General features: G+C 56.5%; 19 protein-coding genes. All 19 read right to left on the bottom strand.

All coding sequences use genetic code 11. The annotated features are described in order from the left end of the window. Window positions 1–44: 44 nt before the first annotated feature. The 19 genes from hslO to MJ257_RS16585 all read right to left on the bottom strand — a co-directional run bounded on the left by hslO (window position 45) and on the right by MJ257_RS16585 (window position 23,161). Window positions 45–935: an Hsp33 family molecular chaperone HslO gene (gene hslO, locus MJ257_RS16675; RefSeq protein ID WP_240270299.1), complete on the bottom strand. Its 891-nt coding sequence runs from the start codon at window positions 933–935 to the stop codon at window positions 45–47. A gap of 74 nt (window positions 936–1,009) precedes the next feature. Beyond that, window positions 1,010–1,774 carry a type III pantothenate kinase gene (locus MJ257_RS16670; RefSeq protein ID WP_240270298.1) on the bottom strand — a complete coding sequence of 255 codons (765 nt, stop codon included), beginning with the start codon at window positions 1,772–1,774 and terminating at the stop codon, window positions 1,010–1,012. 7 nt (window positions 1,775–1,781) lie between these two features. Beyond that, complete coding sequence (gene nadC, locus MJ257_RS16665) at window positions 1,782–2,648, bottom strand: carboxylating nicotinate-nucleotide diphosphorylase (protein ID WP_240270297.1); 867 nt, start codon at window positions 2,646–2,648, stop codon at window positions 1,782–1,784. Beyond that, window positions 2,638–4,254 (bottom strand): L-aspartate oxidase, encoded by a 1,617-nt coding sequence (nadB, locus tag MJ257_RS16660; protein ID WP_240270296.1) that lies wholly within the window; start codon window positions 4,252–4,254, stop codon window positions 2,638–2,640. Before nadB ends, nadC begins: the two co-directional genes overlap by 11 nt. Window positions 4,255–4,290: 36 nt before the next feature. Continuing rightward, a complete protein-coding gene (gene nadA / locus MJ257_RS16655) occupies window positions 4,291–5,229 on the bottom strand; it encodes a quinolinate synthase NadA (RefSeq protein WP_240270295.1) in 939 nt (312 codons plus the stop codon). 641 nt (window positions 5,230–5,870) lie between these two features. Beyond that, complete coding sequence (ftsH, locus tag MJ257_RS16650) at window positions 5,871–8,000, bottom strand: ATP-dependent zinc metalloprotease FtsH (RefSeq protein ID WP_240270294.1); 2,130 nt, start codon at window positions 7,998–8,000, stop codon at window positions 5,871–5,873. Window positions 8,001–8,100: 100 nt separating this feature from the next. Then, a complete protein-coding gene (gene hpt, locus MJ257_RS16645) occupies window positions 8,101–8,640 on the bottom strand; it encodes a hypoxanthine phosphoribosyltransferase (protein ID WP_240270293.1) in 540 nt (179 codons plus the stop codon). A gap of 70 nt (window positions 8,641–8,710) precedes the next feature. Continuing rightward, on the bottom strand, window positions 8,711–10,150 hold the full coding sequence (gene tilS / locus MJ257_RS16640) for a tRNA lysidine(34) synthetase TilS (RefSeq protein ID WP_240270292.1): 1,440 nt from the start codon (window positions 10,148–10,150) through the stop codon (window positions 8,711–8,713). Window positions 10,151–10,307: 157 nt separating this feature from the next. Continuing rightward, a complete protein-coding gene (locus tag MJ257_RS16635; protein ID WP_240270309.1) occupies window positions 10,308–11,261 on the bottom strand; it encodes a serine/threonine protein kinase in 954 nt (317 codons plus the stop codon). Beyond that, complete coding sequence (locus tag MJ257_RS16630; RefSeq protein ID WP_240270291.1) at window positions 11,233–11,976, bottom strand: VWA domain-containing protein; 744 nt, start codon at window positions 11,974–11,976, stop codon at window positions 11,233–11,235. The genes MJ257_RS16635 and MJ257_RS16630 overlap by 29 nt, the downstream gene beginning before the upstream one ends. Before the next feature lie 181 nt (window positions 11,977–12,157). Continuing rightward, entirely contained in the window at window positions 12,158–12,622 is a 465-nt protein-coding gene (locus MJ257_RS16625; protein ID WP_240270290.1) for a hypothetical protein, read from the bottom strand. Window positions 12,623–12,652: 30 nt separating this feature from the next. Further along, entirely contained in the window at window positions 12,653–13,618 is a 966-nt protein-coding gene (locus tag MJ257_RS16620) for an ABC transporter ATP-binding protein (protein ID WP_240270289.1), read from the bottom strand. Further along, window positions 13,611–14,594 (bottom strand): ABC transporter ATP-binding protein, encoded by a 984-nt coding sequence (locus MJ257_RS16615; RefSeq protein ID WP_240270288.1) that lies wholly within the window; start codon window positions 14,592–14,594, stop codon window positions 13,611–13,613. Before MJ257_RS16615 ends, MJ257_RS16620 begins: the two co-directional genes overlap by 8 nt. Before the next feature lie 11 nt (window positions 14,595–14,605). Then, window positions 14,606–15,541: an oligopeptide ABC transporter permease gene (opp4C, locus tag MJ257_RS16610; protein WP_240270287.1), complete on the bottom strand. Its 936-nt coding sequence runs from the start codon at window positions 15,539–15,541 to the stop codon at window positions 14,606–14,608. Window positions 15,542–15,556: 15 nt separating this feature from the next. Further along, entirely contained in the window at window positions 15,557–16,513 is a 957-nt protein-coding gene (locus tag MJ257_RS16605) for an ABC transporter permease (RefSeq protein WP_240270286.1), read from the bottom strand. A gap of 95 nt (window positions 16,514–16,608) precedes the next feature. Continuing rightward, a complete protein-coding gene (locus MJ257_RS16600) occupies window positions 16,609–18,369 on the bottom strand; it encodes an ABC transporter substrate-binding protein (protein ID WP_372489834.1) in 1,761 nt (586 codons plus the stop codon). A gap of 236 nt (window positions 18,370–18,605) precedes the next feature. Next, window positions 18,606–19,502, bottom strand: coding sequence for an ArsR/SmtB family transcription factor (locus MJ257_RS16595; protein WP_240270284.1), 897 nt, complete (start codon window positions 19,500–19,502; stop codon window positions 18,606–18,608). Between the two features lie 124 nt (window positions 19,503–19,626). Next, window positions 19,627–22,134 carry a stage II sporulation protein E gene (gene spoIIE, locus MJ257_RS16590; RefSeq protein WP_240270283.1) on the bottom strand — a complete coding sequence of 836 codons (2,508 nt, stop codon included), beginning with the start codon at window positions 22,132–22,134 and terminating at the stop codon, window positions 19,627–19,629. A 550-nt stretch (window positions 22,135–22,684) separates the two neighbouring features. After that, window positions 22,685–23,161, bottom strand: a complete 477-nt coding sequence (locus MJ257_RS16585; RefSeq protein ID WP_059040379.1) for a S1 domain-containing RNA-binding protein — start codon at window positions 23,159–23,161, stop codon at window positions 22,685–22,687. Between the last annotated feature and the right edge of the window lie 62 nt (window positions 23,162–23,223).

The raw sequence follows: 23,223 nt of genomic DNA, 5'->3' as shown, positions 1-23,223 counted from the left end.
CTTCCGTCCCATTTGCTAGGTTAAGGCCTTCCGGCCTTCCCAACCTATTTTCCCGTCTGCGCTATCAGCCGGTCGAGGTCCTCGGGCGTAAACGAATACGGTTCGTTGCAGAAATCGCAGACGACCTCCGTCTCTTTCCCTTCGTTCCGCAGCTCCTCCAGCTCTTTCCTGCCCAAGCTGATCAGGGTACGCTCCACCCGCTCTCGGGAACAGTTGCAGGCGAACACGATGTCCATTTCCTCCAGCACCTGCACGTCCGGCACGATCCGCCGCAGCATATCCTCCAGCTCCAATCCCTGATCGAGCAGCGTCGTCACCGGCGGCAACTGGCCAACGGCCTTTTCGATCGAGTCGATGTCCGAATCGCTTAAGCCCGGCAGCAGCTGAATAATGAAGCCGCCCGCCACGATCACCGTGTTGTCCACATCAACCAGGACGCCCAGTCCGACGGCGGAAGGCGTCTGCTCCGATACGGCAAAATAATAGGTAAAATCCTCGCCTAGTTCTCCGGAAATCAACGGCACGCTGCCGCGATAAGGCTCCTTGAGCCCCAAATCCTTGGTCACGTGGATAAATCCGTCCGTGCCGACAACGCCGCGAACGTCCAGTTTCCCCTGGCTGTTGCTCGGCAAATGAACATGCGGGTTCTTGACGTAGCCGCGCACTTCGCCCTTGGCGTTCGCATCCGCGATGATTTGTCCGATCGGTCCGTCGCCCTTGACCTGTACGGTCAGTTTCTCCTCGCCCTTGAGCATCGCGCCCATCATGGCGGCGGCGGTCACCGTACGCCCCATGGCGGCCGTCGCGGTCGGATAAGTATCATGCCGGCGGCGAAGCTCCTCCACCAGCCGGGTCGTCCGCACGGCGAAGGCGCGCACTTTCCCGTCCATGGCGATCCCGCGGATCAAGCGGTCTTGCTTGTTGTTTTGGTCCATGATGCGAAGGACCCCCTTTCATTTCTTCATGTAAACTTGAACTATAACTTCTACCAGTATAACCAACGCCCGCTTTATTGATTGCGTTCGTAAATAATCCGAAGTCCCTCCAAGGTCAACTGCGAATGGACCTCCTCGATCGTCCGCGTTTCGCTGGCGATCAGCTCGGCTAATCCACCGGTTGCGATGACCTTCGGTTTCGCGCCCATCTCCTGGGCAATCCGCTCGACAATGCCGTCAACCTGGCCGGCATAGCCAAAAATAATCCCCGCCTGCATCGCATGCACCGTATTGCGGCCGATGACTTTCTTCGGCTTCTCCAGCTCGATGCGCGGCAGCTTGGAGGCACGCTGGTACAGCGCTTCGGTCGAGATGCCGATCCCCGGCACGATCGCGCCGCCGAGGTAATTGCCTGCGGCATCGATACAGTCAAACGTCGTGGCTGTGCCGAAATCGACGACCACCAGCGGCCCGCCATACTGCTCGATAGCGGCCACCGCATTGACGATCCGGTCCGCCCCAACCTCGCGCGGATTTTCGTAGCGCAGGTTCAACCCGGTTTTGATGCCCGGGCCGACGACCAGCGGCTTATGCCGCAAATATTTTTCGCACAGCTCCTCAAGCACGTGCATCAACGGCGGAACAACCGAGGAAATGATGACGCCTTCCATCTCGCTTTCCCGGATGCCCACCATATGGAACAGATTATGGATCAATACGCCGTACTCGTCCACCGTGGCCTGGCGGTTCGTGCTAATGCGGAAATGATGGAGCAGCTCCTTCCCCCGGTAAATCCCCAGCACGATATTCGTATTGCCTACATCGACTACAAGGAACATGCGCTTGTTAAGCCTCCTTTTTGCCGTTCAGGTCCAAACTGATATCCAGGCTTTCAAAAGAATACGTCAACCGTCCCACGGAAATGACGTCCACGCCGCTCTCGGCGATGCCGCGGATCGTTTCCAGCGATACGTTGCCCGACGCCTCCACCGTCACATGCGGCGCTTTCGCCTTGATTCGGCGCACCGCTTCCTTCATCAGATCGGGCGCCATGTTGTCGAGCATAATGATATCGGCTCCGGCTTGCAGCGCTTCCTCGACCTGCTCCAGGCTTTCCGTCTCCACCTCGATGGTCATCGTATGCGGAATATGGGCACGGGCGCGGCTCACTGCCTGAGCGATACCTCCAGCCCCTTTAATATGATTATCCTTGATCATGACGGCGTCGTACAACCCGAAGCGGTGATTCGAGCCCCCGCCGGTACGGACGGCATACTTTTCCAGCATCCGGTGGCCCGGCGTCGTCTTGCGCGTATCCACCAACCGGGTCGGCAATCCGCCAAGCGCCTCCACGAACGTCTGGGTTCGCGTGGCGATACCCGACAGGCGTTGCAGCAAATTCAACGCTAACCGCTCCCCGGTCAAAATGCTATGCGTGCTTCCTTCAACCTCGGCCAAAATCGTGCCTTTCTCGATGCGTTCGCCGTCCTTCACGCGCGGCGTAAACGTCAGGTTCGGATCCACGATCTCGAATACCAGCTGAGCCACCGGCATTCCGGCTACGATTCCGCCCTGCTTGGCGTGAATGATCCCTTTGGATTCATGGCCCGCAGGAATCGTGACGGCGGTCGACACGTCCCCGGAACCCACATCTTCCTTCAGCCAGCCGCGGATGGCCTCCACAAGCCCTTCATTATATCCATTAAACATCATCGCTAATTTCCTCCAACATTCCTTTATCCCGCTGCCACAGAAGATGTTTGCGCCATCTCTCGTCGCTGCGCTCCGGGAAGTCCTCGCGGTAATGCCCGCCCCGGCTCTCTTCGCGCGCCAACGCCGATTTGGCCAGCAACAGCGCGCAGGTTAGCATATTGGCGTACTCCCATTGGTCGCGGGTATGCAGTGCCTGGCTAAAAATCGCCTGATGCCGTTCCAGCTCCTCGATGCCTTTGGCAAGCCCCTCCGCCGTTCGGCGCAGGCCGGCGCGGCGCACCATCGTTTTCTGCAGGTCCAGACGGCGTTCCACCAGCGAGAACGGAGCCGGTGCCTGGCGGTCGGCCTGGTAAGAGACGGCCTCACCGGTGCGGGTACGCGGCGGCAACTCCCGGATCCGCTGGATAATCCGTCGACCGAAAACGATCGCCTCCGATAACGAGTTGCTGGCGAGCCGATTGGCGCCATGCACGCCGGTCGACGAAACCTCGCCGCAGGCGAACAGCCGGTGCACGCTCGTCTCGCCGTGATGGCTGACGCGAACGCCTCCCATCATATAATGCGCAGCCGGTGCGACCGGAATCCAGTCGGCCGTCAGATCGAGACCGTAGCTGAGGCAGGTTTCGTAAATCGTCGGAAACCGGGATCTGACTTTCTCCGGATCTTCATGCGTGATATCGAGGTAAACGATGCTCGCGCCCGTCGCTTCCATTTCGCTCACGATGGCCCGGGCCACGATATCCCGGGGGGCCAGCTCCAGCAGCTCATGGTATTTGCTCATGAACCGCTTGCCTTTAATATTCCGCAACACGGCCCCTTCGCCGCGAACCGCCTCAGAGATGAGAAACCGCGGAGCGCCCGGGTAACAGAGCGAAGTGGGGTGAAATTGAATAAACTCCATATCGCGAAGGACCGCGCCTGCCCGGTAAGCGATGGCCATACCATCGCCCGTAGCCACTTCGGGGTTGGTCGTATAGCGATACAGCTGCCCGGCTCCCCCGGAGCACAGAATCGTCGCATTCCCGCGCAGGAACACGCGCTGCCCATCAGGCCGCTGTACAAGCGCGCCCAGGCATTCGTTCTCCTCCGTGATCAAATCGATCACGTAATGATTGTCCCAAATCTCGATATTGGGATGAGCCCCCGCCTGTTCGGACAAGGCCCGCACGATCTCATACCCCGTTGCATCCCCATGGGCGTGCAGAATCCGGCGATGGCTATGCGCTCCCTCTTTCGTTAATGCGAGCTCGCCGTTCTCCAAATCAAAGGCCGTGCCCAGCATCATCAACTCTTTAACGCCTTCCGGCCCTTCATTGACCAGAATGTCGACCGCTTCGGAGGAGCATAAGCCCGCTCCGGCCAGCAGCGTATCCTGACGATGATAGGCAGGGGAATCGTCCTCGGAGATCACGGCGGCGATGCCGCCTTGCGCGTAGCGGGTATTGCTTTCCAGCATCGATTTTTTCGTAATCAGGATTACGCGATCTTTTTCACTTGCTTTAATAGCGGTAAAAAGACCCGCAATCCCCGAACCGATTACGATCACATCCGTATCAACGATCGGCAGCCGGCCTGCCTCGAAATCAACCAAATATTGTGGAATCACGATCGTCACCTATCTTGGACAAGAGAGTAGCGCATGCTACTTAACTTGTAACATGCGCTCTAAGGATAATCTGGCTTTGTCGGCAACGACGGGTGGCACGTAGATTTGCGGCTGCATCGTTTCCAGGCATTTGACCAGTTTCTTCAGGTTATTGACTTTCATGTTCGGGCAAACCAGAAACTTAGTGGCGAAATGGAACGTTTTGTCCGGGCTGTCATTACGCAGCTGATACCCCGTTCCATCTTCCGTGCCAACGATAAACTCCTTGGCGGAGGAATTTTTGCAATAGTCCAGGATGGCTGTGGTGCTGCCCACAAAATCGCCCATCGCCACCACTTCCGGACGGCACTCCGGATGCACGACGAACTCGGCGTTTGGATATTTCGCTTTCATCTCAACGACGTCTTTCACCGTCAACATGTCATGCGTGTTACAGTAGCCTTCCCAAATGATCAGCTTCTTGTCGGTATGCTGCTGTACGTAATGGCCAAGGTTCTTGTCCGGCACCCAAATGATTTCGTCCGCATCGACGGAATTGATCACCTTGACCGCATTCGACGAAGTGCAGCAGATGTCCGTTTCCGCCTTGATTTCCGCGGAAGAATTGATGTACGTCACCACTTTGGCGTTCGGGTGCTGGGCCTTCAGCTTGCGCAAACCGTCGACGTTCACCATGTCGGCCATCGGGCAGCCCGCGCGTTCGTCGGGAATGAGCACCGTCTTGTTCGGCGCCAAAATTTTGGCGCTCTCGCCCATGAAATGCACGCCGCAGAACACGATCGTTTCCGCGTCGGTCGAAGCGGCTTTCTGGGCCAGCAAAAAAGAATCGCCCCGGAAATCCGCCACTTCTTGGATCTCATCCCGCTGATAATAGTGCGCCAGTATGATGGCGTTGCGTTCCTTCTTGAGCTGAACCAGCCTTTCCCGCAACTCGCGGTTCATCTCGGCTTTACGCTCAAGCGCTAGAGCCTCCACTAGAATTCCTCCCCCATAAGCTCATGTATCTTCTGTTGCTGCTTAACCCTGACCTGGCCCTCTATCTCTTCACGTCGGCCGGGCTCCTCGCTGCTTTGTATGGCAATCCTGCGTGAAACGGCAAGAACGTATTAAATTTCACACGGTGTTTATCAACTAATTTACACAAGGTGAAAGGCACTGTCAATGCGCCGTCCGCTTGCGTATTGCGGCAATTGCCCTTGATTTTGCAGGGAAAATCAGGATTAACGGGGAGATTCGAGCGTTCGTGATTATCTAAAATTTTTGATAAAGGGCTGGGCGTCGCGTCTCTCTTATTGTAAGAAGCATTTGGCGGTGTGGGGCAAACGTTCGAAATGGTCCAGGCTCCTGCGCCGTGAAAGTAGCGAATTATATATGATTTTTCGTATAAAAAATAGGATTTATGGCGATAAATCCGGATTCTATTCGGTTTTTCATACAGATTCTAGCTCACTCTCTTTCAATTGTGCAAATGTATGTGAAATTTCATATAAATTCCGTTCATATCACCAAATCCGCCGAATTCTATTCGATTTTTCGAATACAATCATGAGGCCCCCACAGCTCAAAAAAATCCGGGAAACGTCACGTTTCCCGGATCAGGTCTTTGTTGATATAGTTTACACGGTTGGCGTGCCGCCACCGTTGTTTGGATCTTTGCCTTCGTCAGCCGAATCGGCTTGACCCGGCGTATCGCTGACGGTGCCTTGCGGTGCGTCGACGACCGGATCATTCGTCCGATCGCTGGCGGTGCCGCCCGGAACGTCATTCGGGATATCCCCGACCGGAGCGGCAGGCGCCGGTTCCTCGGCTTTGCCTTGGATGCGGACGCGAACGTCGCCGATGTTATCGATCGCCGCTTCCCCCGGTTCCGAAGAACCGTTGCCGCCGTCTTGGCCGTCTTTCTTCAAGCCGTCCAGCGTGCCGGTTTCGATCAGCGACTTGATTTGCTCCAGCTCCAACGTCTCCACTTCAAGCAGCGTTTCCGCGATGAGGTGGACTTCCTTGGCATGCTCGGTCAACAGCTGTTTACAACGTTCATACGATTCGCTGATAAACCGGTGCATTTCCTGATCGATCTCGTAAGCGATTTGATCGCTGTAGTTCTGTTCGTGGCCGATATCGCGGCCCAGGAACACTTGGCCTTGCGATGTGCCGAACTGCATCGGTCCGAGCTTCTCGCTCATCCCGTATTCGATGATCATGCTGCGTACGATATTGGTTGCCTGTTGGAAGTCGCTGTAGGCGCCGGTCCCGATTTCGCCGATGAACAGCTCCTCGGATACGCGGCCCCCGAGCAGGCCGGTCACCCGGTCCAGCAGCTCGTTCTTCGTAGCCAGCATGCGGTCTTCCTTCGGCAGCATAATGACATACCCGCCGGCGCGGCCGCGCGGAATGATCGTTACTTTATGCACCATGTCGGCGTGTTCCAGGAAGTAACCCACGATCGTATGGCCTGCTTCGTGGTAAGCCACGATGCGCTTCTCGCGGTCGCTGATAACGCGGCTGCGTTTCTCAGTCCCGACAATGACGCGGTCGATCGCATCATCCACTTCCGGCATGGAGATATCTTTGCGGTTCCGACGTGCGGCGAGGAGCGCCGCTTCATTCAGCAGGTTCTCCAGATCAGCACCGGTAAAGCCGGTTGTACGCTTCGCGATAACATCCAGCTTGACGTCCTTGGTGAGCGGCTTGTTACGCGCATGCACTCTCAATACGGCTTCGCGGCCCTTCACATCCGGACGATCCACCGTGATTTGACGGTCAAAACGTCCCGGACGGAGCAAGGCCGGGTCCAGAATATCCGCACGGTTCGTTGCGGCTACGATAATGATGCCCTCGTTGCCGCCGAAGCCGTCCATTTCTACGAGCAATTGGTTCAGCGTTTGTTCGCGTTCGTCATGCCCGCCGCCGAGTCCAGCGCCCCGCTGACGACCCACGGCGTCGATTTCGTCGATAAAGATAATACATGGCGCATTTTTCTTCGCATTTTCAAACAAATCCCGGACGCGGGATGCCCCGACCCCAACGAACATTTCCACGAAGTCAGAACCGGAAATGCTGAAGAACGGAACTCCTGCTTCACCGGCAACCGCCCGAGCGAGCAAGGTTTTACCGGTACCCGGAGGGCCCACGAGCAGAACGCCCTTCGGAATTCTTGCGCCAACGGCGGAGAATTTCCGCGGATCTTTCAGAAACTCAACGACTTCGACAAGCTCTTGCTTCTCTTCGTCGGCACCTGCAACGTCTTCGAACGTGACTTTCTTCTTCTCTTCATTATAGAGGCGCGCCCGGCTTTTGCCGAAGTTCATCACTTTGCCGCCGCCGCCCTGCGCCTGATTGAACAGGAAGAAGAATAGGATGAACATGATCGCAAGCGGAACGATCGAGGTCAGGAAGGTGAGCCAGATGCTTTCGCCCTGCATCTTCTTCCATTCCACGCTAAAGCCGTTCTGGTCGCTGTAAGAGATGATCTCCTTAACGACGTTCTCGTCAAAAGGCACATATAGAGAGAAATTTTTCGTCTTGTCGTTCCCGACAGCTTCCTTATACTTACCGGTTACCAGATATGCGTAACCGTCAAATTTAACGGTTAGATCAGCAACATTGTTATCCTTCAGTTCCTGACGTAAGTCCGAATACTTAGGGGTGACGGTTGCTTCTTGTCCGCCATTGAGGAATTGGACGATGCCCACCACGACTAAGAAAAGTATTAAATAAAAACCAGAATTCCGGATGAACCGATTCATCCCCTACCTCCTCTCAAGACCTTAAGTTATTTTACCATAGCCAATCTCGCCATTTCAAAATTCCGGCAAGGGTGGTCCTTCGTCCATGCGGACGACGAAATCAACTGGTGTAAATCTCCGGCTTTAGTACTCCGATGAATGGGAGGTTACGGTATTTCTCGGCATAATCCAGCCCGTATCCGACAACGAAAGCGTCCGGTAGAACGAACCCCGACAGGTCCGCTTCCAATTTCACCGTACGCCGTGCAGGCTTGTCGAACAGCGTTACGATTTTTACGGATTTCACCTTGCGCCGTTCAAGGACATCGATCAAGTAGCTGAGCGTCAGTCCGCTATCGATAATGTCTTCCACGATTAGGATATCGCGGCCTTCCACGGAGGTGTCCAAGTCCTTGATGATCTTGACTTCCCCGGAGGAGCGAGTTCCCGCCCCATAACTGGAGACGGCCATGAAATCCAGCTCGATCGGCACGGTAATTTCCTTGACCAGGTCCGCCATGAAAATAAAGGCGCCCTTCAAAATGCAAATCACGAGCGGGTTGCGTCCTTCGTATTCCGCGCTAAGCTGCTTGCCCAGCTCGACGACCTTTTCCTGAATTTGTTCTCGCGTAATCAAAACTTCCTGGATATCGTTTAGCAAAATGAGTGAACCTCCTACGTTATACTATGAATGCCGGTCTTTCGCTAATCCTTTAAGGTGCGAACGGATCTTAGCGCGGCGTCAGAACCATATGTACGACGGAAGTCGTACGCGGGTTCACCGCGGCGACCGCGGAACGGCGAAGGCCGGGAATCCACAGGATCCGGCCTGTGGCATCCGTCACGATCGGGATGCGGGAGCGGAGGGATGGAGGTATTTTCGCATCGATGAAAATATCTTTTACCTTTTTGCTGCCGTTTAATCCCAAAACTTTCATGGCATCTCCCGGAAGCCGGGAACGCACGGTAAGCGGATAGACCATCTCATCCGCATCAAATATCGCTTCGTTATTGCCCTCTGCCTTCGCGAGAACGCCCTCCCTGCCGGCGCCTAGCCGCATCATTCGCAAGCTCTGGCCCGTGCCCTCGATCGGCACTTCCGCCGGAAATTGTTCCACCAAATATGTATAATGAGGAATCCGACTTTCCACAGCTGGGGGGATCATGCGGATCATGTCATACTCGCGCACGCACTTGACGCCGCCGCCGAGATCCAGGCTCCACGTCGTGGGCCGATCCTGAATCGTCCCTTGGCGAATGGCCTCAATCTTGACAAAATCGCGATCCTCCGTGCTTAAAGGCAGATAATTTAATATTAGTTTAATCAACCTCCGTTGTAAAGCGACATGTAAAGTGGCGAAAAGCGAGGCCGAAAACGAAAGAATTCCTTCTTCGGTCCGCACAACATCGGCGTACGCCTTCGACGTCTCCAGCTGCAGGTAATCGTCCTCCGCTGCAGCCAACTCCGCCAGCCGGTTCAGCGATTCCGGCAACTGACCATTATATTGCCCCAAAAAAGGCAACACATCCAACCGAACCGAATTTCGCGTCAGCTCTTTATCCAGGTTGCTGCTGTCTTCCACGAAGGCAAGCCCCGACTCGCGGCACGCCTGGAGCAAATCCGTCTTGTATATACGGAGCAGGGGGCGGATAAGTTCCACATTTTTTTCCCGGCGTTTGGGCCTCATTCCGGATAACCCGGACGGGCCGCTCCCTCGCAGCAGCCGCATCAACACCGTTTCGGCTTGGTCGTCGGCATGATGGGCGAGCGCGATGGAAGAAGCCCCGTAACGCTCTGCCACCTGATGCAGATATTCATACCGTTTCTCCCGGGCCGCCAACTCCAGTCCTTTTCCCGTCTCCTTCATATAAGCACGCACATCGGCGTGTCCCAAGTCGAAGGGGATGCCCAGCCGCTCGGCCAGTTCCCGTACAAACTCCGCATCCCGGTCGGCCTCGATCCCGCGCAAGCCGTGATGAAGATGCGCGCAAACCAAATGCAGACCCAACCCCTCGTCTGCGGCGATTTCCTTCATTATATGCAGAAGCGCCGTTGAATCGACCCCGCCGGACACCGCCACGACGATGACGTCCCCGGGCGACCACAATCGCTCTTGCCGGCCGGTGCGACGGACCTGCTCCGTCAATCGGTACAGCATGGATTCTTTCATCGGGCATCCCCCTTCCCTCGAAATTGAGCGTGCCTCTTGGAGCCATGCGAGTTCCCTTCGTAAACGTAACGGACCGTAATGACCTTATTTACTCGGAAGAGGCATTATCACAAGCCAATAGCGTCTCTGGTGGCCGTTAGCTGCGGAAGGCGGGGCGCTAGAACCTTAGTGTCAAATAGAGCGCGCAGGCGAGCAGCGTCAGCGATACCGCAAACGCGCCGACGATCCAGCCCGGCGTGGCGGGCCGGGTCCGGCGCCGCGGAGCGAACCGGTCGGCCACCAGCTCCTTCCACAAGCGGCAGGCCTCCGCCGTATCGCGGAACTCCCCGTTCAAGGCCCGTTTCAACCAGGCGCGGTAAGGAGCGAGCGCCTCGTGCCCGTCGACGATGGCCACGAGATCGTTGCGGCTGCGCGTCTGCGGCAGCTGGGTTGCGGCTTTCTTCAGCGGGGCTTCGGCGAGCAAATGAATGCAAACGACCGCAAAGGAAAACCAGTCATAAGCCGGGTCTGCCGTACGGCTCCCGGCTCCCCAAAAGCCGCGGTCGTACCACTCCGTGAACTGCTTCACGCTGCGCCCTTCGCCGGTCACCCCGCCATAGTCGATCAGTTCGACTTCGCCATAGGATCCGGCGAGCACGTTCTCCGGCTTGAGGTCGCCGAACACCCAGCCGGAGCCGTGCAGCCGTCCAAGCTGCTGCAGCAGCTGGAGACCGACCACGTCCAGCCAGCGCGGACCCCGCCGCGCCAAGAAGGCGCGCAGCGGCTCCCCCTGCACATAGCGCATAACGTAAAATGGAATCTCCCTCCCCTGGAAAGTGAAGTCGTCCACCTCCACCAGGTAATTGAGATCCCGTTCCGCCGCGCCCCGGCGCCGCCCTTGACGCTGCAGCGCTTTCAGCACGTTGATCTCCGATTGGATGTCCAGCGTATCAAAGCCCAGCTTCAGGGCGTATAATTTTCCATTTTTCTCCCGTTTCACCAGGAATACGACGCCATTGGCCCCTTGCCCCAGCAAACGCTGGATCACATACCGGCCGCCGTTCCAGCGTCCGGTAATCCGCGTTCCCTGCGGCAGGTTGATTTTAGACGACGTAGTCGCCGAGGATTCCATCTTGTCCCTCCGTCTTCTCACGCCAAGACTTACCATGTTCATTCAGTGTACCATATCGCATAAAATCCATCACCTTCAAGAGCGCCGGTCCCGTTGGCGTTGCCCCTCTCATGACGAGACGCTGGAAGATCGAACGCGCCGATCCCAAATCGCGGGTCCAGTCCACGTCCAGGACGGCATCCTCTCCGCTGTGCGAGCCGGGAAAATGGAATACGGCCAGCCGGCTCTCTCCTTTCCGCGACCCCAGGCTCAGCATCATGTCGCGGATCGCTTCCTCGACGGCCCGAAGCTTCGGCTTCATGCTGGCGCTGGCATCGATCAGGAGCGCCACTTGCAGCGGGCTGCTCTCGCTCAGCTCATCGATGACCTCCACGACCTGTGAGCGGGTCTCCGGCGGCAAGTCGCCAACCGTCTGATCGCCCAGGATCTGCCGGATTTCCTTATGAACCGCCTGTTGGATCGTCTGTACGACCGTTTTCCGCGTCAGCATTTGCATCGTTTGCGCCAGGTTCTCGGTTCCGGCAATCCGGCTCATCCCGCCGCCGGCCTTGGCGATTTCGGAGATCTCCAGGCTCCCCAGCTCTCCAATCGTGCCGTAATCGACGATTCCCACCACATTCACGGTGATCCCTTCCTGTCTCGCCAGCGCCGCGGCCATCACCGGACTCTCCCCGACATTGGAGCACCCGTCCGTAATCAACATGATCTGTTTCATCTCGTTATCCCGCCCTTCTATATAGATCGAGTTCAACATTCTCGTATCTATCATTTCCAGCGAGGATCGAATTCAAACCGGCATAGCGAAGAAGACCTCCTAGTGACGGCACGGGCAAGCAAATCACTTCTATAAAAAAAGGAACCTAAGACTCGCGCCTTAAGTTCGATAGAATGAAGAATCAATCCGCATATTTATGCTCGATGCGCAGCTCCAGCATTCCGCGATCCGAGTCCTTCAGATCAATAAGGATTTCCCAGTAATCAGGGGCCAGCACTCGCAGGTTTTGATAGTCTTCCGTCTTCAGCTTCACGCCGGAGAAACGGTTGCCGCTCTCGTCAAACCCGTAATCCTGTCCGGCCTGCAGCCCAAACTTAATCTGCAGCAAGTTCCGCAAACCGCCGACCGTCATGAACTTAAACCGGTAACCTTCAAGATAAGCCTGTTTGACCTCGTCCGCATGCTCCCGGACATACTCCGCAAATCCGTCCCACTGCAGCTCCGAGTTAACCCTCTGCTGCCATTCGGCCGCATTGTTCCGCTCCAGCAGTTCCAAGACCGCAGCCACTTCGATCCCCTTCGCCCGAATCATCTCCAGACGCAGCGCATAAGGCTGGGGCAAGCTGGCATGGGGTGCCGTCACCATCGCGATAACCTCCTCTCGTCTCTCTACATTCTATACCAAATGGCATGCGACGAAATGCCCTCCGCCCACGTCGCGGAATTCCGGTACCCGCTGCTTGCACTCGGCCGTGGCGAACGGACATCGGGTGTGGAATTTGCAGCCGGAAGGCGGGTTGGCCGGACTCGGCATATCCCCCTTCAAAATGATCCGCTCCCGCTTCAAGCGCGGAATCGGCAGCGGAACGGCAGACAGCAGCGCTTTGGTATAAGGATGAAGCGGATGGAGGAACAATTCGTCCCGCGAGGCCATTTCGACCATCCCGCCCAAATACATGACCCCAACCTGCGTGCAAAGATGCTCCACGACGCTCAAATCATGCGAGATAAACAGATACGTCAGCCCGCGAGTCTCCTGCAGCTTGCGGAACAGGTTGATGATCTGCGCCTGGATGGAGACGTCCAGCGCGGACACCGGTTCGTCGGCAATCATCAGCTCGGGGTTCAGGATCAACGCCCGGGCAATTCCGATCCGTTGGCGCTGCCCGCCGGAGAACTCGTGCGGATACCGATCGATATGATAGGAGGACAACCCGCACGAAGCCAACACCTCCAGCACCCGGTCGCGAATCTCCCCCTTTGGCAGCAACCCATGATCGAGCAAAGCCTCGCCGATCGCGTCGCCAACCCGAATCCGGGGATTCAAGGACCCGTACGGATCCTGAAAAATCATCTGCAGCTTGGGTCTCAACCGGCGCAGCTCCTCATCCGGCAACGCGTACAGATCCGTGCCCTTGAAGAGAATGTCGCCATCCGTTTTCTCCGTCAAGCGGACGATGCTGCGGCCGACCGTGCTTTTACCGCTGCCCGATTCCCCGACCAGGCCAAAGGTTTCCCCGGGCTGAATCGTAATACTGATGTCGTCCACGGCCTTCACCTGTCCGGTCGTCCGCTGCAAGAGCCCCGTTTTGACCGGAAAATACTTCTTCAAATGCCGTACCGTAAGGAGCGGCTCACCCATGGCGTTTCTCCTCCTCGTACAACCAGCAGGCTGCTTTCTGGCCGCCTCCGACCGATTTCAAAGCCGGCTCCTTCGTCCGGCAAATCTCCATGCAAGACGTGCAGCGGTCTTGGAAATAACACGAAGGCTTCAGCTCCAGCAGATTCGGCACTTGGCCCGGGATGGAAAACAGCTCATCCTGACGCTGGCCGAGCACCGGCTTCGACTTCAGCAGCCCTTGCGTGTATGGGTGCTTCGGCGATTCGAACAGCGCGGTCACCTCCCCCTCCTCCACGACTTTGCCGGCATACATCACCACGACGTAATCGGCCATTTCGGCGACGACGCCAAGGTCATGGGTGATCAGCAGAATCGACATGTCCGATTCCGCCTTGATTTGCCGCAGCATATCGAGGATTTGCGCTTGAATCGTCACGTCGAGCGCCGTCGTCGGCTCGTCCGCGATCAGCAGCTTCGGCTGGCAGGAGATCGCGATGGCGATCATGATCCGCTGCAGCATCCCGCCGCTCAGCTCATGCGGATAACTCTTCATGATCTGCTCCGGCCGGGAGATCCCAACCTGCTCGATCAATGCTAAGGCTCGCTGGCGGGCCTCTTTTTTGTGCAGCTTCAAGTGAAGCACCATCGGCTCGATCAATTGCTCCCCGATCGTCAGCACCGGGTTCAGCGAAGACATTGGCTCCTGAAAAATCATCGCGATTTCATGGCCGCGGATGGCGCGCAGATGGTTTTTGTCGAGCGACAGCAGCTCGGTTTCCCCAAACCGGATCCGGCCGCCGATTTCGACGCCGGCACCGCCCTGCAATAAGCCCATCACCGACATCGCCGTCACGCTTTTGCCGCAACCCGACTCCCCGACGATACAGACGGTTTCCCCCGGCTTGATCCGCAAGCTCACTTCATCAACCGCTTTGATCCGTCCCTCTTCCGTTTTAAAATGCGTGCTCAGCCGGTCTATCTCCAGCAAAGTCGACATCGTTTCTTCACCTACCTGTTCATTTTGGGGTCCAGCACGTCACGCAGACCGTCGCCGAACACATTGATGGCGATCACGGTGGCGAAAATGGACAACCCCGGCGGAATCCATAGCCAAGGATGCTGCTGGAAGTCGATCATGTTGTTAGCGGCATCGATCATATTGCCCCAGGTCGGCGTCGGCGGCATCACGCCCAGCCCGAAGAAGCTGAGCACCGATTCGCTCAAAATCGCCCCGCCGATGTTCAGCGTGGCCATCACGATAATCAACGGCACGAGATTCGGCAACAGGTGATGGACCAGCTTGCGCCGGTCGCGCAGCCCCAGCACCACGGCCGCCTGCATGAACTCCCGCTCCCGCAGGCTCAGCATCTGCCCGCGGATCATTCGCGCCAGTCCCGGCCAGTTCACCAAGCTAAGCATGAGCATAACGATGTACATGCGATAGTTGGTCGGCACCTTCCACTCCGATAACAGCGCCCCGGAGATGAACAGCAGCGGCAAGCCGGGGATCGTTAACAGCAAATCGGCGAGCCGCATGATGATTTGATCCACGATCCCGCGGTAATACCCGGCGATCGCGCCAAGCAGCGTGCCCAGGAAGACGGACAACACCATCGAAGCCAAGCCGACGGTCAGCGAAATGCGACCCGCCTGCAGCACCCGGGTCAACACGTCCCTTCCCAGCTTGTCAGTGCCTAGCCAATGCTGCCAGCTCGGCGGCTTGTTCATCAGCGACATTTGGATTTTGTTATCCGTATACGGCGAGAACAGCGGCCCCAAGAAGCAGGCCAAAAACATGAAAACAACGACAACGAATCCCGACACGGCGAGTTTATTGCGAAGCAGCCGGCGCAGCGACTGACGCCAAAGCGACGGCTTCTTTGCCGCGGCGGCATGGACGGCCGCTTGGCCCGGCTGCGACAGATTTCCTGGAATCGAGTTCATGGTTGTCTACACCCCCTATTGCAACCGGACGCGCGGGTCGGCGATTTGGTACAGCAGGTCCGACAACAGCGTTCCAATCACGGTCAAGATCGCAATCAGCATCGTAAAACCCATCAACAACGGGTAATCCCGGACGGAAAAAGAGGACATGTACAGCTGCCCGATCCCCGGCCAGTTAAAGATCTTCTCAATGATCAACGAACCGCCGAACAAAGCGGGCAGCTCGAAGCCCACCAGCGTGATGGCCGGAAGCAGCGCGTTGCGCAGCGCATGGCGGTACAGCACCTTGCTCTCCTTCAGCCCTTTGGCGCGGGCCGTTCGGATATAATCCTGCTTGATCACGTCGATCATGTTGGTGCGGAAATAACGGGTCAAGGAGCCGACGCCCAGAATCGTCATGACGATCACCGGCAGGGTCATATGGTGAATGACTTCCTTCACGTAGGCCAACCCGGTGGCATTGCTCCCGGTCGTTATCATCCCGCCCGGCGGCAGCCATTTGAAATCGACGGCCAGGATCTTGATGAGGAACAAGCCGATGAAAAAAGACGGCAGCGACATGGCGGCAAAGATCAGTACCAGCACGACCGTGTCGAACCAGGAATACTGCTTGTAGGCCGAAACGACGCCAACGATCACGGCAATGAACCAGGTGAGGAACGTCGATACCGCCGCCAGCAGGAACGAGTTCCAGATATAATCATTGAACAACGACAGCACCGGCTTCTGCTGGGCCAACGAATAGCCGAAGTCGCCGTGAAAAGCATTTTTCATCCAAATGGCGTACCGTTCCAGCACCGGCTTATTCAAACCGTAGATCTCCCGCAGCTCGGCCTTGCGCTCCGGCGTCAGCTTGATGTTGCCGCTGATGAAATCGCCGGGCGTCAGCGCGTACAGGCAGAAGATCAACAGCGAGGCAGCCAGCAGGATCGCCGCCATATAAATCAATCGTTTGGTGATATATGCGCTCATCTCGTCGCACTCCTTAGACAAGCCATCCCCTCGCATGCAAGGCACGCGAGGGGAGCGGCTGATTTTTCGAAGACGAAGGGTTTACTGTTTACCGTTTATTGCAGCGTCCAGTTCGGCAAGCTGGAAGACAGGCCGGTGAACGGGCTGACGGACAGGTTTTGGATGCGGCCGTTATAGGCATATACCGTCTTCTTATAGTTGGTGAAGATGATCGGGAGCTCGTCGTTCAGCAGCTGGAACAGCTCCTTATAGGTCGCCTTGCGCTGCTCGATGTCGCTGGTGCTTAGCGCTTTTTCGTACAGCTCTTTCACCTTCGGATTGTCGTAACCCTTGATTTCCCCGTCGACGAACTGCAGTACGCCGTCCGAAGGGTCGGCCAACATCGGCGTAGAGAAGGATGCCATATCGTAGTCGCCGCCTTCCACTTTCGAAACCAACGCGTTGAAGTCCGCGAACACCTCCGGTTGGAAGTCGACGCCGATCGCGGCGAAATTCTCCGTGGCAACAGCGATAAAGACGTCGGTCTGGGCACTCTTGGACCCGAGGTAATGAAGGGTCAGCTTCTTGCCGTCTTTCTCGCGGATCCCGTCCGCGCCTTTGGCCCAACCGGCTTCGTCCAGCAGTTGATTGGCTTTGTCCGGATCATAGGCATATGCGTTGATTCCTTCTTCCGTGTAAGCCCAGGAGATCGGCGAAGCCGGAATGTTAGCGACTTCCCCGGCGCCTTGGTTCGCTTCGACATAGATGCTTTGACGGTCCAAACCGTAAGTTAACGCCTGGCGGACGCTCTTATCATTAAGCGCTTCATGCTCCAAATTCAATTGCAGATAACCGTAAGTGCTTGGCGTATACGGCAGGATGTTGACGAAGCCCATGCTTTTCAGCTTATCGATGTTTTCGGTCGTCGCGCTGAAGGATGCATAATCCACTTCGCCCGTCTCCAGATACTGCCATACGTCGCCTTCGGATGTTTTATAGATAAACTTCTCGGTTTTTGGCTTACCCGCATAGTAGTAAGGGTTGGCGACATAACGCACCTCTTGTCCCGGAATGAACTTCTCCAGCACGTACGGCCCGTTGCCGACCGGCTTCTCGTGCAGCTTCTTGATGTAATCCAACTGCCCGAACTTGTAGTCCTTACCGTAGTAAGCCTTGGACAACACGTCGCTGCCAAGCAGCACCAGCGCCGTCGCATTCGGCTGCTCGAGCGTTACCGACACGGTCTGCGGATCTTTGACGGCGATGCCGGAAATGCTGTTGGCTTTCCCTTCCTTATAAGCTTCGCCGCCAACGATATGTAGCGTTGGGATTTGGGAATCCCCGTCGTAAGCCTTATCGTGGAGCAACGTCCAGGTAAAAACCACGTCGTCCGCGGTCATTGGCGAACCGTCGCTGAACTTCAAATCCTTACGCAGATGGTACGTATACGTCAGCTGATCCTCGGAGACCTCCCAGCTCTCGGCGAGGCCCGGTGCCGGCAGCCCTTTGTCTTCCACCGTCACCAGAGGCGTGTACAGCAGTGACGAGACGTTGCCGTCATACCCGCTCTGCTGGAAATACGGCGTAAACGCGCCGCTCGGGTCGGTCAATCCGACGATGATCGTATCGGTACGCCCTTTGGCAACCGCCGGCAATTTGGACATATCGCCAGCCGGAATGAACTGCAGCTCGCCTCCGGCCGCCGTACCCGCGTTGTTTCCGCCGGCCTCGCTCTGGCTGTTCCCGGACTGAGCCGATGCCGGTTCCGCTCCCTGCGCGGCATTGTTGCCTCCGTTCCCCCCGCAAGCCGCCAACAGCAGTGCCACGGACAAGAATGAGGTCATCAGTGCGGTGATTCGTTTTTTCTTCATTTGCATGGTTCTTTCCCTCCGATTTGCCTTTTTTTAGGTGAAACTTTACAATAGACGTTAATTCCGATAAGTTAAGTGGTGTTTTAATGCTCCTATTATACGAAAGGGTATCGGTTCTGTAAATAGAGAACTTGTTATTCTTTCTTTATTCAGAGAAATGAATATTCATGACAGCATAAAAAAACGACCCCGCCGCCGTTCGCACGGTGCGGAATCGTTATGACCGCCATTTCTGGCGTGATTTAGTTTACGATATAATCGACCAGTTTCCGATGCATCACGTCCAGCATTTCCGGACGCAAGCTGTATTCGGACACCGCTTCCCCATCGAAATGGGCTCGGATAAAACCGCCGCTGCGCAGCTTGGACACATGATCGTGCGTTATCCCTTTGGACAGCTTCAAATGACGAACGATTTCCGTGAACGTTCGGGGACCGCCGCTCAAATAACGCAGGATTTTCAGCCGGCTCTGCTCGGCCAGCGCCCGAATCATTCGGTATTCGTGGGGAGGAAAATCCGTTTCGCCGCCCAAATAGATCCGTGCCGAATAGTGGCACAGCGTGATTTTGCCAAAGTGATAGATGACGTTCATTGGTTGAAAATGGTATTGCGGCACAAGGACCAACTTCTCCAACCCTTCCTTCGGCATAAACGTCAAACCGTTGGTCGTCCGTTCGATAAACGCCAACGGCTCGGCATATGCCAGCTCGGCCGTCCGTTCATTGGCTTCGGAACGCAGCGCGCCGATCACCTCCGGCTCCAGCTTGCGGAAATACTGCTCGTGCCAGCCGGATAACACCGTCAAGGTACGGGAGCGGAATTGCCCCATGTCCTTCGGGAACTGCTGGCTGTACTCCGCGATCAACTCATACAAATCCCCCGGCGTCTTCGCCTCCAGCCAGGCCAGAAACTCCTCGGGCGACGCCCCGTCCGGGCACAGATAGGCAAGCAAATACGTGATTTTCCAATCGCCGTCCACTTCCATGTCTCCAAGAATGGAGGCGAACTCCGGCGTGATCCGCTTTAAGGTATCCTTCACCCATGCCGGGGTCAGGTCGATCTTCTTATGCGATTTGCGGCATATCATCGTATGTAGACTGCTGAGCAGCTCGTACCGGGGTTCAAATGCGACATCCACGCGGTAATCCAATCTCTCACGCCCCTTTCTCTCCCCCTATTATAACTTGCTCCCCCCCGGTTCAGGCAAAACAAGATTTCGGGCGCAAAAAAAAGAACCTGAGGTTCTCACCTCAAGCTCTCTACTAACTCACCGTACGCGGCCGCTCCAGCCGGCTGATGCCGGGAATGTGCAGCGTGGACCACTCCGGCCGCAGATGGTCGACGTTGGCGACGACCACGGTCATATCGTCGTGGATGACGTTCTTCTGGTACCGGATGACGGACTCCAGCAGGCAATCGGCGATCTCTTGCGGCTCCTCGGCCTGGATCTCCTGGATCAGCCGCTTGATCCACAGCTCCTTGTTAACTGCCGGTCCCGGCGCATCGTAAATGCCGTCGGTCATCATGATCAGCGTATCTCCCGGATACAGCTGGACGGACACCAGATCGACTTCGATATCCTGGATAATGCCGATCGGCAAATTGCTGGCCGTGACCGGGATCACCTCCTGGCCTCGCTTGATGAAGCTTGGCGACGAGCCGATCTTCATAAACGTCGTTCGGGCCGTGTACTGGTCGATCAACGCCATGTCGACCGTCGCATACACCTCGTCCGGCGAGCGCAGCATCAGAATCGAGTTCACCGATTTGATCGCCAGCGTCTCCTCCATGCCGGACTGCAGCAGCTGCTCGAGAATGTTCAGCGCCGTGCTGCTCTCCAGCCGCGCGCGCTCCCCGTTGCCCATGCCGTCGCTGATCGCCACGGCGAACGTGCCGTTGCCGAGCTCCTTGGCGCTGAAGCTGTCGCCCGAGAGCATGTCGCCGCCTTTTGCGGTGCCGGCGACCCCCGTCGTGATCTCGAAAGCTTTGGCCGAGCCGAAGGTCACGGTCGATAGGCCTTCTTTGCCGCCATGCAGCGTTTCGTTCATCACCGCGATATGCTCGCCCAATATATCCGACAGAAGCGGTGCGATGATCTTCCGGCATTCATCGAAACCGCGGGTGTACGCATGTACGATCTCAATCTCCACGTTGCCATGGTCCAGACTGACGATGTCGATGCTGTGAATGGACAGGCCCATTTTTTCGAGCGCCTCGCGGATTTGTTCCTCCTGCTTATACATAGCTTGTCCTTCGCGCTGGATTTCCCGGGCCAGGTCCTCCATGACCTGCGAGACGCCCGAGAGCTGCTCGGCCACCAGCTGGCGGCTGTCGTAAATTTGCCGTTTCCAATGCAGATCATGCTGATACAAATCGTATTCGTGCTTCATAATGTCCAGCACTTGGTCGGTTTTCGCGCACAGCTTGCCCCATCTTGGCGGAAGCTCGGCGACTTGGATGTCCGGCTTCTCCTCGATCGCCGTCATCATCTCCGTCATCAGCTTGTACGTTTGATAGAATCGCCCGTCCCAGCACGTATTCTTGCGGAAGCAAGTGGCGCAAGCCCCCTCGGTCACTGCGTTCATGAAATGGTCGATCTCCTCGCCGCGTTTGGCGATTTCCCCGGTGCTGGACACCTGTCCGAAGCTGCGCGCCAGCTGCTTGAAGACTTGGGAGAACTGCGCCACCCGACCGGCCGTAATGTCGCGTACCCGTTTGGCGTATTCATGCTGCGTTTTGGCATGCTCCTGCGTGCCGGGCACGTATTTGGCAATGATTTGGACCGTTTTTTTGGGGGTCAACAGAAAGAGCAGAACTGCAGCGCAGCTCTCCCAAGTGGAGGACATTACGTCCGCCGGACCGGCGATGTAGATCGACAGGATCGACGAGCCGAGCAGCATGCCGAACCCGACGGCCCATTTGCGCCCTTCCCGCAGCATCCCGGCTAGCATCCCGGAGAACGCCAGCAAGCTCATCTGGTACAAGGCTGACGTGTCCGCCAGGCTTAGGATCAGTCCGGTAATCACGCCGACCGAAGCCCCCAATGGCGCACCGCCCGCTAATGCGAACAGAAGGATTAAGTATCTCGACAGCACGTGCTCGGCCGATAACCCTTGAATTTCCCACCCGACCGTTCCGGTCATGACCGAGGCCAACAGGATGACCAGACAGAGGATTTCCTCGCCCCGCAGCTGGTAATGCTTCTTCCGGTACGTAAACACCGGGACGGCCTGGATGAAGACGAGCGTCAGGACGAAGCTCAGCAACGCGTCCATCACGGTCATGGCCAGCGCGTACCAGGTCAGCGAAGGGCCGATCACCGCCCCAAACATGCCGACGAAAAACGTGCTCGTGAACACCATGATCGGAGCATAGGAGAGATCCGCCCGTTCAAACGTCTCCAAGCCCTTTTGCAACAGGTAGAAGATCAGCAGCTCCACGGCGATTTCCACGGCATGGAGATGCGCATCCGGCGTCAGCAGCGCCCCTCCGACCATCGCTGCCCCCGCGATCCAGGCGATGTCCCGCCGCATAAACAGGATCACCGCAAAAAACGCGACGGCAAATGGAGCCAGCTCGTCCAATATCGTCGCACGGCCCAGCAGGAAGCTCATCACGAGGAGCAGTCCGTTCCACTTGTTAACCGCGAACAGCCGCCCGGCACGCCGAATGACCGGCTGGTCCAGCAGTATGCTCCGCCACGCTCCCTTGTCCCATGCCTTCGCCTTTCTCATCCCTGGAAACAGGGTGACATTCCACTTGTTCAACATCCTGGCACCGCCTTTTCCAAATTAGTAAGGTATGTCCCATTATAGGAGGCTAGAACGTGAAAGTTTGTCAGATACCGGAGTACAGGCCAAAGAAATTTCCGACAAATTGAGAGCGGGCGCCGACACGGCGCGAATGCATGCCCCCCATAGCGATGGACCGCCTTAGGGGTTTCTATGTTCGCATCGGAGATCACGGGCTTTGTTAGCGAAAGGCGGCAGTTCCGGCGCGCTCCTCGTAAAAAACCGTAAGAACCTGTCGGCAAAAAGCCCAGAGGCGACAAAAGATGCTTTAGAGGAGATTCAAAAATCATCTTTTGAAGATTTCATTGTGAATAGGCAACGCAAGATAAAACATCATGAAATCGCAAGAAAAACTTCATCCTACGGCGGTCTGTCTTCTGTGAATGTTCATCGATCAAGTTTTTCTTATCACGAAGCGGACCAAGAAGTTAATTCGACTTCGAATCTTGAATTCCGCCGCACAACAAAACAAAAAACCGCAGGCGAGCGAACCGCCTACGGTGGGTTTGATCAGTTGAATTTTCAGGGATTACATTCGTTTGGCTCCGCGTCCTCCGCGTTTGCCTTCCGTATTCTTCTTCAACGAAGAGATGCGCTCCTCGCTATCCTTCAGGAAACGGGAAACTTTATCTTCGAAAGAAGCTTTGTTGGCTGGGGGCTTGAAAGAACGTCCTCCCCGGTCTCGGTTAAATCCGCCGCCCGGACGGTCTCCGTCTCTTCCGCTTGGCCGGTCCGGTCTCGGTGCGCGAGGCGGTCTGGCTTCGGCCGGTTTGTCAACAGCCTGCTTGATGGAAAGTCCGATCTTGCCGTCCTTATCGACATTGATCACCTTGACGGTAACCGTATCGCCGATCTTCAGATGATCGTTGACGTCTTTCACGTAATTGTCGGCGATCTCCGAAATGTGAACGAGACCCGTGACACCTCCTGACAGATCCACAAATGCTCCGAAATGCGTGATGCCTGTCACTTTTCCTTCTAACTTGGTGCCCACTTCAATTGCCATAAAATAAAATGATCCTCCCTTAAAAATATACAGCCAGGCCTCGAAATCATGACTGCGGTGAT

Source organism: Paenibacillus timonensis (assembly GCF_022427145.1).
Lineage (GTDB): Bacteria > Bacillota > Bacilli > Paenibacillales > Paenibacillaceae > Fontibacillus > Fontibacillus timonensis.
This window is presented reverse-complemented; position numbering and strand designations above follow the sequence as displayed.